This window comes from Micromonospora sp. CA-249363 (genome assembly GCF_050950185.1).
GTDB lineage: Bacteria > Actinomycetota > Actinomycetes > Mycobacteriales > Micromonosporaceae > Micromonospora.
The window spans coordinates 2,113,086-2,126,083 of the sequence record NZ_CP192020.1 but is presented as its reverse complement, the minus strand read 5'-3'; the positions used below and the strand labels follow the sequence as shown (position 1 = coordinate 2,126,083).

12 protein-coding genes are annotated in these 12,998 nt (G+C 70.5%); 4 read left to right on the top strand and 8 right to left on the bottom strand.

The annotated features are described in order from the left end of the window. The first annotated feature begins 16 nt into the window (after window positions 1-16). Window positions 17-907 (top strand): ABC transporter ATP-binding protein, encoded by an 891-nt coding sequence (locus ACQPZK_RS09790; RefSeq protein WP_433537985.1) that lies wholly within the window; start codon window positions 17-19, stop codon window positions 905-907. Further along, the gene (locus ACQPZK_RS09785) at window positions 904-1,893 is read left to right on the top strand and encodes an ABC transporter permease (RefSeq protein ID WP_433537984.1); all 990 of its coding nucleotides are present in this window, start codon (window positions 904-906) and stop codon (window positions 1,891-1,893) included. The genes ACQPZK_RS09790 and ACQPZK_RS09785 overlap by 4 nt, the downstream gene beginning before the upstream one ends. 48 nt (window positions 1,894-1,941) lie before the next feature. Here ACQPZK_RS09785 and ACQPZK_RS09780 read toward each other — a convergent pair whose 3' ends face one another. Further along, a complete protein-coding gene (locus ACQPZK_RS09780; protein ID WP_433537983.1) occupies window positions 1,942-3,027 on the bottom strand; it encodes a DNA glycosylase AlkZ-like family protein in 1,086 nt (361 codons plus the stop codon). A gap of 159 nt (window positions 3,028-3,186) precedes the next feature. Here ACQPZK_RS09780 and ACQPZK_RS09775 point away from each other — a divergent pair, with 159 nt between their 5' ends. After that, the gene (locus ACQPZK_RS09775; protein WP_433537982.1) at window positions 3,187-4,797 is read left to right on the top strand and encodes a hypothetical protein; all 1,611 of its coding nucleotides are present in this window, start codon (window positions 3,187-3,189) and stop codon (window positions 4,795-4,797) included. A 53-nt stretch (window positions 4,798-4,850) separates the two neighbouring features. Here ACQPZK_RS09775 and ACQPZK_RS09770 read toward each other — a convergent pair whose 3' ends face one another. Both ACQPZK_RS09770 and ACQPZK_RS09765 read right to left on the bottom strand, forming a co-directional pair. Then, window positions 4,851-5,678 (bottom strand): ABC transporter permease, encoded by an 828-nt coding sequence (locus ACQPZK_RS09770; RefSeq protein ID WP_433537981.1) that lies wholly within the window; start codon window positions 5,676-5,678, stop codon window positions 4,851-4,853. After that, window positions 5,675-6,640, bottom strand: a complete 966-nt coding sequence (locus ACQPZK_RS09765) for an ATP-binding cassette domain-containing protein (RefSeq protein WP_433537980.1) — start codon at window positions 6,638-6,640, stop codon at window positions 5,675-5,677. The genes ACQPZK_RS09770 and ACQPZK_RS09765 overlap by 4 nt, the downstream gene beginning before the upstream one ends. 90 nt (window positions 6,641-6,730) lie before the next feature. Between ACQPZK_RS09765 and ACQPZK_RS09760 the strand changes: the two genes are divergently transcribed. Beyond that, on the top strand, window positions 6,731-7,069 hold the full coding sequence (locus ACQPZK_RS09760) for a hypothetical protein (RefSeq protein WP_433537979.1): 339 nt from the start codon (window positions 6,731-6,733) through the stop codon (window positions 7,067-7,069). On the opposite strand, the gene ACQPZK_RS09755 is transcribed toward ACQPZK_RS09760, so the two are convergent. The 5 genes from ACQPZK_RS09755 to ACQPZK_RS09735 all read right to left on the bottom strand — a co-directional run bounded on the left by ACQPZK_RS09755 (window position 7,066) and on the right by ACQPZK_RS09735 (window position 12,775). Continuing rightward, a complete protein-coding gene (locus ACQPZK_RS09755; protein WP_433537978.1) occupies window positions 7,066-8,328 on the bottom strand; it encodes an ROK family transcriptional regulator in 1,263 nt (420 codons plus the stop codon). The genes ACQPZK_RS09760 and ACQPZK_RS09755 overlap by 4 nt on opposite strands. A 113-nt stretch (window positions 8,329-8,441) precedes the next feature. Then, on the bottom strand, window positions 8,442-9,548 hold the full coding sequence (locus ACQPZK_RS09750; RefSeq protein ID WP_433537977.1) for a substrate-binding domain-containing protein: 1,107 nt from the start codon (window positions 9,546-9,548) through the stop codon (window positions 8,442-8,444). 51 nt (window positions 9,549-9,599) lie between these two features. Beyond that, complete coding sequence (gene mmsB, locus ACQPZK_RS09745) at window positions 9,600-10,898, bottom strand: multiple monosaccharide ABC transporter permease (RefSeq protein WP_433537976.1); 1,299 nt, start codon at window positions 10,896-10,898, stop codon at window positions 9,600-9,602. After that, window positions 10,895-12,442: a multiple monosaccharide ABC transporter ATP-binding protein gene (gene mmsA / locus ACQPZK_RS09740; RefSeq protein ID WP_433537975.1), complete on the bottom strand. Its 1,548-nt coding sequence runs from the start codon at window positions 12,440-12,442 to the stop codon at window positions 10,895-10,897. The genes mmsB and mmsA overlap by 4 nt, the downstream gene beginning before the upstream one ends. A 51-nt stretch (window positions 12,443-12,493) precedes the next feature. Continuing rightward, window positions 12,494-12,775 carry a hypothetical protein gene (locus tag ACQPZK_RS09735; protein WP_433537974.1) on the bottom strand — a complete coding sequence of 94 codons (282 nt, stop codon included), beginning with the start codon at window positions 12,773-12,775 and terminating at the stop codon, window positions 12,494-12,496. Window positions 12,776-12,998: the final 223 nt, after the last annotated feature.

Genomic DNA, 12,998 nt, shown 5'->3' with positions numbered 1-12,998 from the left:
TACGAGAGGACAGAGGATGGAGATGGTCTTGGAGGCCGACCGGCTGGGCAAGCGGTACGGCAGAACGTGGGCGCTGCGGGACTGTTCGCTGCACCTTCCGGCCGGCCGGATCGCCGCGCTGGTCGGGCCCAACGGCGCGGGCAAGAGCACGCTGCTGCACCTCGCGGTCGGCCTGCACAAGCCCGACGCGGGTTCGGTACGGGTGTTCGGCAGGGCGCCGTACGGCGACACGGAAGGGCTGGCCGACATCGGGTTCGTCGCCCAGGACACACCGCTGTACCGGGACTTCACCGCCGCCGAGCTGGTCACCGCGGGCGGCAAGCTGAACCGGCGCTGGGACGCGGAACTGGCCCGTACCCGGCTGGCGCAGCTCGGCATTCCACCGGACCGGCCGGTCGGCAAGCTCTCCGGCGGGCAACGCGCCCAGGTGGCACTCGCTCTCGCACTGGCCAAGCAACCCCGGCTGCTGCTGCTCGACGAGCCGGTGGCCAGCCTCGATCCCCTCGCCCGCCGGGAGTTCCTCCAGTCGCTGATGGGCAGCGTCGCGGACTCGGGCACCACCGTTCTGCTCTCCTCGCACCTGCTGGCCGACCTGGAGCGGGTCTGCGACTACCTGATCGTGCTCAACGCGGCCCAGGTGCAGCTCACCGGCGCGGTCGACGACCTGGTAGCGGCGCACCGGCAGCTCGTCGGGCCACGCCACGACGGCGGCGCGATCGGCGGGGTCGCCCATCTGGTCCGGGCCAGCCACACCGATCGGCAGTCCACGTTGCTGGTCCGCACCGACGGACCGATCACCGATCCCGCGTGGACGGTCCGCGACGTCAGCCTGGAGGACGTCGTCCTGGCCTACCTGGCCGACGGCACCACCCGGACCAGTCACAGCGAGTGGGGGGTGGCGGCATGATCTGGCTGACCTGGCGACAACACCGCAAGCAGGCGCTCTACACCCTGCTGGGTTTCGCGGCGCTGGCCGCTCTGCTGGTCCCGATCGGCCTGTCGATGCGGAACACCTTCGCCGAGCTCGGGCTGGCCGACTGCGTGCGGCAGCTCGCCGACGCGAACGTGGCGGCGACGACCCGGGAGACCTGCGACGCGAGCTTCCACCGCTTCGGCAACCGGTACGGCAGCCTCAACCTGGTCGCCGTACTGCTGATCACGCTCCCGGCGCTGGTCGGCCTGTTCTGGGGGGCGCCGCTGGTCGCCCGCGAGGTGGAGCAGGGCACCCACCGGTTCGTGTGGACCCAGGGTGTCGGCCGGACCCGCTGGGCGCTGGTGAAGTTCGGGCTGGTGGGAGCGGGCGTCCTGGCCCTCGCGACGGCGTACGGGCTGGGCATGTCCTGGTGGGTGGACCCGCTCACGAAAGCCGCGTACGAGGGCCGGCTCGGCATGATCGTCTTCGACCTCCAGGGCATCGTTCCGATCGGTTACACGCTCTTCGCCGTGGCGCTCGGCGTCTTCGCCGGCACCGTCTGGAAGCGGATGCTGCCCGCCATGGGCATCACCCTCGCCGGGTTCATCGGCGTCCGGGCAGCGGTGGAGATCCTGGCCCGGCCGCACTACCAGCCGGCCAGGACCCAGACCTTCCCGATCGAGATGGAGGGACCGCCGGAGGTCAGCCGGGGAGACTGGATCCTCACCCAGGGTGTCCGGAACCCCGACGGGACGATGATCGCGGAGGACACCCGCATCCAGTGCCCGCCGGGCGGCAAGGGCCCGGACGGGCGGGCCTGCGGCGCCGAGCTGGGCCTCGATCCGGGCGCGTACAACTGGCAGCTCTACCAGCCGGCGGACCGGTTCTGGCTGTTCCAGACCATCGAGACGGGCATCTTCGTCGCCCTCGCCGTGCTCCTGCTCTATCTCGCGGTGCGCCGGGTCCGCCGCATCGCGTAGGCACCCGTCGGGTGCTCGTCGGGGCGCGGGGGCCCCGGCGAGCACCCGTCAGCGCAGACCCTCGACGGCCAGGGAGAGCCAGGACGCGAGGTCGTGCAGCTCGTCGCGCACCGCGCCGGTCACCGCCGGGGTGAAGGGCACGTCCTCGTGGACGGCGTGCACGGTGAGGGTGCCGCGCCGGCGGTCGGCCGTCGCGTCCACCTTTCCCACCAGCCGATCGTCGTGCAGGATCGGCAACGCGAAGTAGCCCCACCGCCGGCTGGCCTTCGGCTTGTACATCTCCAGCACGTACTCGTACTCGAAGAGGTCGGCGAGACGGACCCGGTCGTGCACCAGCCGGTCGAAGGGCGACAACAGCGCCGTACGCCCCGCGAAGGGCTGGCCGAGCGCCTCCGGGTCCACCCGCCAGACGCCCGGGACGCCCTCGATGACCGCCGGCTCACCGGCGTCGCCGACCTCCGCCGGCTCACCCGGGACGGCAGTCGCCCTCTCCCGCGCGATACCCAGGGCGCGTAGCCGCCGCTCGTCGCGCAGTCGGCGCGCCTGCTCCAGCGGCACGACGGGTACGCCGGCCGGGTAGACCCGCTCGGCCACGTCCCACCGGCGCTGCCGGCCCTGTCGGCCGGCGACCGCGATCTCGCCGCGCAGGACCAGGAACTCCAGCATCTGGGTGACGTTGCGGTTGTTGGTCCAGCCGGACGAGGGCCAGGGCGCCGCGCAGGTGTCCGGGATGTCGCGGGAGAGCAGTGGACCGGTACGGCCCAGCAGGTCGAGCACGTCCCGCCGGAACGATTCGTTGGCCCGCAGCCACTCGCGGTGGCGCTCGTGATCGGGCCACTGGGCCATCGCCGCGAGGAAGAGCCCGAGATCGTCCATCGGTCGCACCATCGCCTTGTGCTCGAAGAGCGTCCGGTCCTCCTCGAGCGCCTGCCGCAGGTGCTCCGGCCGGTACGACGAGCCGAGCCGGCTCCAACAGACCAGGTCGGCGCTTGGCGCGACGGCGGCCGTCGGGTCGATCTGCACCAGGGTCAGCTGTCGCACCACCGTCAGCAGGTCGGTCGGACGCGGAGCGGCCAGGAGTTGGGCACGGACGGCGATCCGCCGTGCCTGGGCCCGATCGAGTTGGTGCACCACGCCGGCGAGCCTAGCGCCGGCCCCCGACAAGGCACCGGACAGCGCAGTCGGATTCCGGCCCGTCGCCAAGGCGACTGAACGCGTCCGTCCGATTACGGCGGGTGCTCCGATGTGGACCGCAGAGCCCGTGTCGGACGGGCCGAGGATGGGAGCGTCCGCGTGAAGTCGAGAATCCTCCATCGGGTCACCGCGTCGGCGGTGGCGTTGGCCTGCGCGGTGCTGGGCGCGGTGGCGTTGCCGGCCGCCCCGGCGGCGGCGAGCCCGATCCGCAACGCGACCGCGTGGTCGGTGCTGCTGTGCAAGTTCAGCGACAAACCGGCCGAGCCACAACCGCCGTCGCACTTCGCCAACTTCCTCACCTCGGCCGGGGTCGGCACCGGCGGGGTGGCGGACTACCTCGCCGACCAGTCCGGCGGGCGGGTGTCGTTGGCCGGCTCGGTGGTGCGGGGCTGGTACACGATGCCGTACACCCTGGCGCAGTTCCAGTCGATCGACAGGTGGACCCGCACCCAGCGCTGCGTGGAAACGGCGGCGGCCGCCGGCTACCCGGTACCCGCCGGCAACCGGATCGCGGTCATGCTCAACGACTGGGTGGACTCGGGCGCGGCGGGCGGGCGGGTGCTGCTCGACCCGGGCGCCTGGAACGTCGGCTTCGCCGCGCACGAGATGCTGCACGGCTACAACCTGGGCCACTCGTTCTCCAACGACACCACGTACCAGAACGCGCCGTGGTCGCAGCCGGGCGAGTACGACGACCCGTGGGACGAGATGAGCGCGATGCACATCTACGCCTTCGGCACCGCGAACTACGGCACCAGCGCCGTCGGGCTCAACGGGCCGCACCGCGACGAGTTGGGCTGGCTGCCGAAGAACCGGATCTTCACCATGGGCGCCGACGGTGTCGGCTCGCGTAGCCTCACGCTGGCTCCGCTGGAGGTTCCCGCCGCGAGCGGCCCGCAGCTCGTCCGGATCCCCTTCGACCCGGCCGACCTGTTCCACTACTACACCGTCGAGTTCCGCCGTAAGACCGGCTGGAGCGCCGCGATCCCGGCCGACACGGTCCTGCTGCACGAGGTCCGCGACGGCACCCCGACCCTGCTGCGCACGGGCCCGGGCGGCGGTCCGGCGCAGTCGCTCAACGCCAACGGCGTGCAGATCGGCGTCAACTGGCTCTCCGGCAACGCTGCGTCGGTGACGGTGACCACCGACGTGGTCAACCGCTGCCTGCAGGGGTACGTCTGGCGGGAGGCCCGCGCCGGTGACCTGGTCTGCGTCACGGGCGCCACCCGCAGCCAGGTCTGGGCGGACAACGCCGCCGCGGCGAGCCGCTGGGTGAACGGCCCGTACGGCCCGCACACCTGCGTCGCCGGCTACGTCTGGCGTGAGGCGTACGCCGGAGACGATGTCTGTGTCACCGGCGCGCAGCGCACCCAGGCCGCGGCCGACAACTCCGCCGCCGCGTCCCGGCGCAACCCGGCCCGGCTGGTGTCCGGCCCGAACACCTGCGTCAGCGGGTACGTCTGGCGGGACGCCGACCAGTCCGACTACGTCTGCGTCACCGGTACGACCCGGGCACAGGTGCTCGCGGACAACGCCGCCGCGTCGACCCGTTGGGTGAGTGGGCCGTACGGGCCGCACACCTGTATCGCCGGCTACGTCTGGCGCGAGGCGTTCATCGGCGACGACGTCTGCGTCACCGGCGCGCAACGCACCCAGGCCGCCGCGGACAACGCCGCCGGACCGGGGCGCGTGCTGCGTCCCGCCGGCTGACCGACCGCGCCCCCGGTGGCGGCGAGCCACCGGGGGCGCAGCGGTCGCCCGGCTCAGCCGGACAGCCGCCGGTAGCGGACCACCGAGAGCGGCAGGAACACGGCCACCAGCGCGATCGGCCAGGCCACGGCCAGCCAGAGGTAATGCTGCGCGGCCCACGAATCGCCACCCCAGCCCGGGTTGCCGAACAGCTCCCGGGCGGCGCCGACGGTCGCCGACAGCGGGTTCCAGGCGGCCACCGCGCCGAGCCAGGCCGGCATGGTGGACGGCGCGACGAACGCGTTGGAGAGGAAGCCGAGCGGGAACTCCAGGGTCTGGACGGCGACGACGGCCGACTGCCCCCGGGTGACCAGGCCGAGGAAGATGCCGACCCAGACCAGGGCGAAGCGCAGCAGCAGGATCAGGCCCACCGCGCCCAGTGCGGCGTCGACGCCGCCGTGTGCCCGCCAGCCGACCGCGAGGCCCGTGACCAGCAGCACCGCGAGGGTGACCAGAGCGAACAGCAGGTCGGTCACCGCGCGGGCGACGAGCGGGGCGAGTGGTGCGACCGGCATCGACCGAAGCCGGTCGGTCACACCCCGCTCCAGGTCGTCGGCGACGGCGATCGTGGTGAGGCTGATGCCGAAGACCATGGTCATCACGAACATGCCGGGCATCAGGAACTCGCGGTAGCTGCCCCCGTCGGGCACCTGCATCGCCCCGCCGAAGAGGTAGGCGAAGATCAGCACGATCAGGATGTTGAAGCCGAGCGAGGCGATCAGCGGCCCGGGATCACGTCGCCACCGGGCCAGACCCCGCCAGACGAGGGTGCCGCTGTCGGCCAGGGCGCTGGGCCGGCCGGGCGTCAGGTCCACCGGCGCGGACGGCGCCAGGGCGTTCACGACGCCACCCGCGCGTCGGACCGGTGGCCGGTGACGTGCAGGAACACGTCGTCCAGGGTGGGTCGACGCAGGGCGACGTCGGCGACCGTGACCTGTGCGGCGTCGAGCGCCCGCAGCACCTCGGCGAGCACACCGGCACGGTGCCCGACGCCGACGCTGACCGCGCACCGGTCCACGTCGACGGTGGGCTCGTCGTCGGTCACCCGACGCATCTGCGCGACGGCCACGGAAAGGTCGGCGGGCTCCCCCACGACCAACTCGATCCGATCGCCGCCGAGCCGCGTCTTCAGCTCGTTCGGGGTGCCCTCGGCGATCACGCGACCCGCCTCGACGACCGAGATCCGGTCGGCGAGCTGGTCGGCCTCGTCCAGGTGCTGCGTGGTGAGCAGGACGGTGGTGCCCGCGCGGACCAACTCCCGGATCGACTCCCACACCTCGTTCCGGCCGCGCGGGTCCAGCCCGGTGGTCGGCTCGTCCAGGAACAGCACGGCCGGGGCCAGGACCATGCCGGCGGCCAGGTCCAACCGGCGACGCATGCCCCCGGAGTACGCCCTGACCGGCCGCTCGCCGACGTCGGCCAGGCCGAACCGCTCCAGCAACTCGGCCGCCCGCTGCCGGGCCCGGCGACGGTCCAGGTGGAACAGCAGGCCGAAGAGCACCAGGTTCTGCCGGCCGCTGAGCGCCTCGTCGAGCGCGGGGTGCTGCCCCACCATTCCGATCCGGTAGCGCACCTGATCGGGCTGGCGGATCACGTCGAACCCGGCGACCCGGGCGCGCCCGCCGTCCGGCCGCAGCAGGGTGGACAGGATCCGAACCGACGTGGTCTTGCCGGCGCCGTTGGGCCCGAGCAGGCCGCACACCGTCCCGTTGCCCACCTCCAGGTCGAAGCCGTCCAGGGCGACGTGCTCCCGATATCGCTTCCGCAACCCCTCCGTGGCTATCGCCGTACCGCTCGTCGTCATGCCGATCCCCTTCCCGTGCTCTCACGTCGCGCCCACCGTACACGGTACGGTAGGCAATACGACAAGAGTTGATCGACTAGCATCGGTGGCATGACGATCTCGATGGACGGCCGACGGTTCGCCGCCGTGGCGGACGTGGTGGCCGGCGAGATCGGCACCGAGACGGTCTTCACCTACCACGAGCGGGCGGGCGAGGTCTGGGCCGAGTACGCCGGTGGATCCATCCGACGCGGCTGTCTCGTCGGCACCCGCGACGGCGACCGGCTGGACTTCCGCTACGTCCAACTCAATGCCGAGGGCCAGACGTCCTCCGGCCACTGCGTCACACAGGTACGGGTCCTGGCCGACGGCCGCCTGGAGCTGCACGAGTCCTGGGCCTGGGAGTCCCGGCCCGGCGACGGCACCAGCGTGGTGCGGGAGATCCCCTAGACCGGGTCGGCCGAACCGGCCGCACCGGCGACGCCGACGTTGAGCGGGTCGGCCAGCAGCTTGTCGAAGGCCAGCTCGGCGGCCCCGATCAGGACGGCGTCACGGCCGAGAGCAGCGGCCCGCAACCGCAGGTGCTCGCGGGAGGACGGCAGCGGCATGGCGTCCAGCCGCCGCCGCACCGTGTCCGCGCCGGCGATGAAGATGTCGCGCAGCGAGCCGCCGAACACCACGGCGTCGGGGTTGACCACGTTGACCAGGTTCGCCACGCCGAACCCGAGCCAGTCGGCGACCCGCTCGACGGCGGTGCGGGCGGTCGCGTCGCCGGCCGCCGCCGCGCGGAGCACCTCGGCCACGGCGGCGCGGTCGTCCGGGTCACGGCCGGCGTGCCGCAGCAGTGCGGCCTCGGAGATCTCGGTTTCCCAGCAACCGCGGGAGCCGCAGCCGCACGGCAGGCCGTTCGGGTTGACCACCATGTGGCCGACCTTGCCGCTGTGGCCGCGGTGGCCGATCATCAGCCGGCCGCCGACCACGATGCCGGCGCTGATGCCGAGGTCGCCGTGCAGGTAGATGAGGTCGTCGATGCCGGGGGCCACGCCCCGGATGTGCTCGGCCAGGCCTGCGATGTCGGCCAGGTCCCCGGCCACGAAGCCGGGGCAGGCGGTCAGCTCGGCCTCGAGCGCGGCGCTCAGGCCCTCCCCGACGCCGACGATCCGCAGGCCGCCGTCCGCGTCGCGGGTGGTGTCGGTGACGGCGACGGCGCCGCCGACCAGCAGCGCGTCGGAGGCGACGCCGCGCTCCATCCCGCGTACGAGGTCGGCCAGCGGACGGACGGCGTCGACGGCCGACATGCCACCGGGACGGGGTGCCTCCCGCAGGTCGAGGATGCGACCCCCGAGGCCGATCCGGGCCGCCCGCAGCCGGTCCGCGTCGATGCTGAGCGCGTGCGCGTAGACCCGATCGGAGCGAGGGCTGACCACGAGGGAGGGACGGCCGGCGCGGCGGGTCGTGGCCGGCGCCTCCTCGCTGACCAGACCACTGGCGGTCAGGTCGGCGGCGAGGGCGCCGATGGTGCTGCGGTTCAGGCCGAGACGGCTGGTCAGCTCGGCCCGTGAGGTCGGCCCGTGCAGGTGCACGTACCGCAGCACGGCGCCGAGGTTCTGCCGTCGGATCTCCTCCTGGCTCGCGCCGGGGACCGGGGGCAGTGGGGTGTCGAGGTTACGGCCGGCGCCGGCTGGCCCGGACCGCACCGGTGTCGCCACGGTCAGACCTCCTTTGCGGATCGGTGCCGGGTGGGCGACGGGGGCACGGACGACGATGGGTCCCGGAAGAGGAGATCCGGGACCCATCGGCGGTGCTGCCTACCGTGTGGTGATTACTTGGTGAGCGGCGCGAGCTTCGGGTCGTTGGCGTACGCCTCGGCCGCGTTGGCCTTGGTGACGGCGACCGGCGGGAGCAGGAACGTGTCGACGACCTTGCTGCCGTTGTTGTACGACTTGGTGTCGTTCACCTGCGGGGTGTTACCGGCCTGGAGAGCCTTGACCATGTTGATGGTCTCCTTCACCAGGTTGCGGGTGTCCTTGTTGATCGTCATGTACTGCTCGCCCTTGACGATCGACTTGACCGACTCGACCTCGGAGTCCTGACCGGTGACCACCGGGGTCGGCTTGCCAGCGCCCTTGACCGAGGTCAGGATCGCGCGGGCCAGGGTGTCGTTCGGGGAGAGGACGCCGTCCAGCTCCTTGTTGCCGTAGGTCGAGGTCAGCAGCTGGTCCATGCGGGCCTGCGCACCCTCGGCCTTCCAGCCCTGGATGGCGGTCTGCTTGACGTCCTTCTGACCCGAGGCGACGACGACGTTGCCCTTGTCGATCTCCGGCTTGAGCACGTCCATCGCGCCGTTGAAGAAGACACCGGCGTTGTTGTCGTCCGGCGAGCCGGAGAACAGCTCGATGTTGTACGGGCCGTTCGGCTTCTTGGCCTTCATGCCGTCCAGCAGGGCCTGGCCCTGGAGCTGGCCGACCTTGAAGTTGTCGAAGGCGACGTAGTAGTCGAGGTCCGGCGTGTTGGTGATGAGCCGGTCGTACGCGATCACCTTGGCGCCGGCGGCGTGCGCGGCGGCGACCTGGGTCGACAGCTGCGCGGCGTCGGTCGCGCCGATGACGATGACCTTGGCGCCCTTGGTCGTCATGGCGGTGATCTGGGCCTGCTGGTCGGCGACCGTGGTCGACGCGCCGGCGTACTGCACGTCAGCCTGGAAACCGGCCTCCTTGAGACCGTTGCTGAACAGGTCACCGGCGAGGACCCAGTTCTCCGAGGTCTTGGCCGGCAGGGCGACACCGATCAGGGAGTTCGCCGCGAAGCCCTTGGCGTCGCCGCCACCGGAGCTGCCGGAGTCGCCGTCGCGGCCGGAGCCGCAGCCGGCCAGGGCCAGCATGGCGGCGGCGCTGATGGCCACCACCGACGAGCCGAAGATTTTACGCATGGTGAGGACTTGCCTTTCTGGATGTGAGACGGGTGGTGAGGTCGGTGGCCGTCAGCCGGACACCGCTGCCTTGGCGGGCTCGCGCTCCGCGTCCGGCGGTGAGGCGGGTGGGGCGGTGTCCTCGCGGCGGAACGGCCGCATCAGGCTCCCGATGATGGAGAAGCGCCCCTGACTCTTGTTGTAGACGTCGATCGCGACGGCCAGCAGCAGGACCAGGCCCTTGATGATCTGGACCTTGTCGGTGCCCACGCCCTGGAGCTGAAGACCGTTGTTGAGTACGGCCATCACCAGACCACCGACGATGGAGCCGCTGATGGTGCCGATGCCGCCGGCGACGGCGGCGCCGCCGATGAAGACCGCGGCGATGGCGTCCAGCTCCCAGCCGTTGCCGTCCTGCGGTCCGGAGGCCGCCGAACGCGCCACGAAGATCATGCCGGCCAGCGCCGCCAGGATGGACATGTTCATCATGACGAGGAAGTTGACCCGCTTGAGCTTCACGCCGGACAGCTCGGCCGCCCGGGAGTTGCCGCCGACCGCGTAGATGTGCCGGCCGCCTGCGGTGTTACGGGTGTAGAAGGAGTACGCGATGACCAGCGCCACGAGGATGATGCCCGAGATCGGGAAGCTGGTGCCGACGCGACCGCTGGCGAAGCGCAGCGCCGCGAAGGCGATCACGCCGACCATGACAGCCATCCGCAGGATCGAGATCCACACCGGCGCCGGATCGGCGTCCATGGCCTTGCGGGTCTTGCGGGCCTGGAGCTCGCGCCACACCACGGCCACCGCGGCGGCCAGGCCGAGCAGCAACGTCGCGTTGTTGTAGCCGGTGTTCGGCCCGAACTCGGGCAGGAAGCCGGAACCGATCTCCCGGAAGCCCTCCGGCACCGGGATGGTGTTGGCGTTGCCGATGAACTGGTTGCCACCGCGGAAGAGCAACATTCCCGCCAGGGTGACGATGAACGCCGGCACCCCGATGTACGCCACCCAGAAGCCCTGCCAGGCGCCGATCACCGCGCCGATGGCGAGGCCGAACACGATGGCGGCGGGCCAGGGCAGGTCCCACTCGGTCATCGACTTGGCGACCAGGATGCCGGTGAACGCCGCCACCGAGCCGACCGAGAGGTCGATGTGCCCGGCGACGATCACCATCAGCATGCCGATGGCCAGAATCAGGATGTACGAGTTCTGCTGGAACAGCGCGATCAGGTTGTCCGACCGCAGCGTCAGCCCATTGGTCCAGATCTGGAAGATCAGGACGATCAGCACCAGGGTGAAGATCATCCCGAACTGACGGGCGTTGGAGGTCGTGCCTCCAAACAGGTTCTTCTGAAGGTCCTTGATACGGCTCATCGGGTGGCCAACTTCTTCGTCGAGGTCATCTGCTTCATGAGGGTCTCCGGGTCCGCGTCAGCCCGGGCGATCTCGCCCGTGATGGCGCCTTCGAACACGGTGTAGATGCGGTCGCAGAGCCCGATCAGCTCAGGCAGCTCCGAGGAGATGACGATGACGCCCTTCCCCTGGTCGGCGAGCCGCTGGATGATGCCGTAGATCTCGTACTTGGCGCCCACGTCGATACCGCGGGTCGGCTCGTCGAGGATCAACAGGTCCGGGTCGGTGAACATCCACTTGGCCAGGACGACCTTCTGCTGGTTGCCACCGGAGAGCTTGGAGACGCCCTCGTCGACCGTCGGGGCCTTGGTCCGCAACTCCTTGCGGTACGTCTCGGCCGCCTGGTACTCCTCGACCTCGTCGAGCACGCCGTGATGCGTGATCTTGGACAGCTTGGCGGCCACCGTCGACGTCTTGATGTCGTCGAGCAGGTTGAGGCCGAGCGCCTTGCGGTCCTCGCTGACGTACGCGAGCCCGTGGTCGATGGCGTCCGCCACCGACTTCAGGACGATCTCCTTGCCGTCCTTGATGATCGTGCCCGACTCGTACACCCCGTAGGAGCGGCCGAAGACGCTCATCGCGAGTTCGGTGCGGCCCGCGCCCATCAGGCCGGCGAAGCCGACGATCTCGCCGCGGCGCACGACGAAGCTCTCGTTCTTGCAGACCTGGCGCTCGGCGGAGATCGGGTGCCGCACGTTCCAGTCGCGGACCTCGAAGAAGACTTCGCCGATCTTCGGGGTGTGGTCCGGGAAGCGGCTGCTCAGCTCGCGACCCACCATGCCCCGCACGATCCGGTCCTCGTCGACACCGTCGGCCTTGACGTCCAGGGTCTCCACGGTCCTGCCGTCACGCAGGATCGTGATCTGGTCGGCGATCGCCTCGATCTCGTTCAGCTTGTGCGAGATCATGATCGAGGTGATGCCGCGGGAGCGGAAGCCGCGCAGCAGGTCGAGCAGGTGCCGGGAGTCCGCCTCGTTCAGGGCGGCGGTCGGCTCGTCCAGGATGAGCAGCTTGACGTCCTTGGCGAACGCCTTGGCGATCTCGACGAGCTGCTGCTTGCCGACGCCGATGTCCTTGACCAGGGTGTCCGGGTCCTCTTCCAGGCCGACCCGGGCCATCAGGTCCAGCGCCATCCGGTTCGCGGCCTTCCAGTCGATCGCGCCCCGCTTGCGCGGCTCGTTGCCGAGAAAGATGTTCTCGGCGATCGACATGCCGGGGATGAGCGCGAGCTCCTGGTGGATGATCACGATTCCGGCGCTCTCGCTGGCCCGGATGTCGGAGAACTTGCTCTCCGACCCCTGGTAGACGATCTGGCCGTCGTAACTGCCGTACGGGTAGACCCCGCTGAGCACCTTCATCAGCGTGGACTTGCCCGCACCGTTCTCCCCGCAGATCGCGTGGATCTCACCGGCGCGAACCACCAGGTTGACGTCGGAGAGGGCCTTGACTCCGGGGAACTCCTTGGTGATGGAGCGCATCTCAAGGAGGATCGGCACGTCGCTCATCGCTCGTACCACCTCGCCAACGTCATCGGTTGCCTCCGGAAGGTTGAACCTTCACTTGGTTTTGTTGTTGACGGCAACGTATTGCGGTGAGCAGGCCATCCGCAAGGCGAGGGCGTGTTGAAAATGTAACAATCCGGCAATATAGACGAAGCAGAGTATTCGCCCGTCACGCCGGCCCCACCAGTCGCTGGTGGCACCATGGACCGCTCCTGGCAACGTTGTCAAATGCGGAGCCGGCGGCAGATCCGCGCCGATCACCACCCGCAGGCCCGCCACCAGGCATGTTGCGCCCGGACCGGCGCGGATATCCGCGTCGCCCGGCCGAGGCGCCATCGAACGATCATGATCGGACCGCCACGCCAGTGCCCTGTCGAGGATCCCTCGGTCGGCCCGGTTCCGCGATGTGACCCACGCCTCCACCGGGCGAAGGGATTGGCGGCCGCCCCTCCCCCGCCCGATCGATCATGAAGTTGTGATGGGCGACAAAGCTCGCGTAATCCCCAAACCCGGCACCACAACTCCACGATCGACGAGGCGCGTGGTGATCACCCGCGAT

Excerpts from the sequence above, each read along its gene's own strand:
- ACQPZK_RS09790 (WP_433537985.1), top strand. The coding sequence starts at position 17 with ATGGAGATGGTCTTGGAGGCCGACCGGCTGGGCAAGCGGTACGGCAGA.
- ACQPZK_RS09785 (WP_433537984.1), top strand. The coding sequence starts at position 904 with ATGATCTGGCTGACCTGGCGACAACACCGCAAGCAGGCGCTCTACACC.
- ACQPZK_RS09765 (WP_433537980.1), bottom strand. The coding sequence starts at position 6,640 with ATGACGACGAGCGGTACGGCGATAGCCACGGAGGGGTTGCGGAAGCGA.
- ACQPZK_RS09760 (WP_433537979.1), top strand. The coding sequence starts at position 6,731 with ATGACGATCTCGATGGACGGCCGACGGTTCGCCGCCGTGGCGGACGTG.
- ACQPZK_RS09750 (WP_433537977.1), bottom strand. The coding sequence starts at position 9,548 with ATGCGTAAAATCTTCGGCTCGTCGGTGGTGGCCATCAGCGCCGCCGCC.
- mmsB (WP_433537976.1), bottom strand. The coding sequence starts at position 10,898 with ATGAGCCGTATCAAGGACCTTCAGAAGAACCTGTTTGGAGGCACGACC.
- mmsA (WP_433537975.1), bottom strand. The coding sequence starts at position 12,442 with ATGAGCGACGTGCCGATCCTCCTTGAGATGCGCTCCATCACCAAGGAG.
- ACQPZK_RS09735 (WP_433537974.1), bottom strand. The coding sequence starts at position 12,775 with ATGGCGCCTCGGCCGGGCGACGCGGATATCCGCGCCGGTCCGGGCGCA.